Origin of the sequence: Streptomyces sp. (genome assembly GCF_031178505.1) — a bacterium.
Classification (GTDB): domain Bacteria; phylum Actinomycetota; class Actinomycetes; order Streptomycetales; family Streptomycetaceae; genus Streptomyces; species Streptomyces gulbargensis.
The window spans coordinates 1-1,565 of the sequence record NZ_JAPSIW010001056.1 but is presented as its reverse complement, the minus strand read 5'-3'; the positions used below and the strand labels follow the sequence as shown (position 1 = coordinate 1,565).

The window sequence follows — 1,565 nt, the reverse complement described above, 5'->3', positions numbered from 1 at the left end:
CACCGCACGCGGCGACACCGCCCTCACCGCGCTGCCCCTGCTCCCCGAACCCGCCGCCCGCCGCGCCCCCGGCTCACTGCTCGCCCCCATGCCGGGCACCGTCGTCCGCGTCGCCGAAGGGCTCGCCGAGGGCGCGGCCGTCACGGCCGGGCAGCCCCTCGTCTGGCTGGAGGCCATGAAGATGGAGCACCGCGTCTGCGCTCCCGCCTCCGGCACGCTCACCGCGCTGCACGCCGCACCCGGCCGCCAGGTCGAGGTCGGCGCCCTGCTCGCCGTCGTCCAGGCCGCCGCCGAACCGGAGGAGTCCGCATGAGCCCCGCCCGCCCCACCGTCCTCGAGACCGAGGAGCACCAGGCCCTGCGCGCCGCCGTCGCCGCCCTCGGCAAGCGCTACGGCCGCGACTACATGACCCGCGTGGTGGCGAACGACGGCCACCCCGACGAGCTGTGGGCGGACGCGGCGAAGCTCGGCTATCTCGGCGTGAACCTGCCCGAGGAGTACGGCGGAGGAGGCGGCGGCATCGCCGAACTCTCCATCGTCCTGGAGGAGTTGGGCGCCGCAGGCTCCCCGCTCCTGATGATGGTCGTCTCGCCCGCCATCTGCGGCACCGTCATCGCCCGCTTCGGCACCGAGGCGCAGAAGCGGGCCTGGCTGCCCGGCCTCGCCGACGGCTCCCGCACCATGGCCTTCGGCATCACCGAGCCGGACGCGGGGTCCAACTCCCACCGCATCACCACCACGGCCCGCCGCGACCCCGACTCCGGCGACTGGCTCCTGACCGGCCGCAAGGTGTTCATCTCCGGCGTCGACATCGCCGACGCCACCCTCATCGTCGGCCGTACGTCGGACGCCCGCACCGGCAACCTCAAGCCGTGCCTGTTCATCGTCCCGCGCGACACCCCGGGCTTTGAACGGCGGCAGATCGCCATGGAGCTCCAGGCGGCCGAGAAGCAGTTCGAGCTGGTCCTCGACGACGTACGGCTGCCCGCCGACGCGCTCGTGGGAGACGAGGACGCGGGTCTGCTCCAGCTCTTCGCGGGCCTGAACCCCGAGCGGATCATGACGGCCGCCTTCGCGCTCGGCATGGGGCGGTACGCGCTGAACCGCGCCACCGAGTACGCGAAGGAACGCAGTGTCTGGAAGGCCCCCATCGGCGCCCACCAGGCCATCGCGCACCCCCTCGCGCAGTGCCACATCGAGATCGAGCTGGCCCGCCTGATGATGCAGAAGGCCGCCCGGCTCTACGACGACGGCGAGGACATGGCCGCAGGCGAGGCCGCGAACATGGCCAAGCTGGCCGCCGCCGACGCCTGCGTGAAGGCCGTCGACCAGGCCGTGCACACCCTCGGCGGCAACGGCCTGACCAAGGAGTTCGGCCTCGCCTCGCTCATCGTGGCCTCCCGCGTGGCCCGTATCGCCCCGGTCAGCAGGGAGATGATCCTCAACTACGTCTCCCACCAGACGCTCGGCCTGCCCAAGTCGTACTGAGAGCCGTACCGAGGAGCCCCCCCATGAGCCTTGTCGTCTCCTCGCCGCAGCGCGGCATCGTCACCGTCACCCTGGAC

2 protein-coding genes are annotated in these 1,565 nt (G+C 72.7%); both read left to right on the top strand.

Translation table 11 applies throughout. The features are described from left to right. A partial coding sequence (locus RIF68_RS36200) for an acetyl-CoA carboxylase biotin carboxyl carrier protein subunit (RefSeq protein ID WP_309055924.1) occupies window positions 1-313 on the top strand: 313 nt, incomplete at its 5' end. Next, the gene (locus tag RIF68_RS36195; RefSeq protein WP_309055922.1) at window positions 310-1,488 is read left to right on the top strand and encodes an acyl-CoA dehydrogenase family protein; all 1,179 of its coding nucleotides are present in this window, start codon (window positions 310-312) and stop codon (window positions 1,486-1,488) included. The genes RIF68_RS36200 and RIF68_RS36195, both read left to right, overlap by 4 nt. Window positions 1,489-1,565 lie beyond the last annotated feature (77 nt).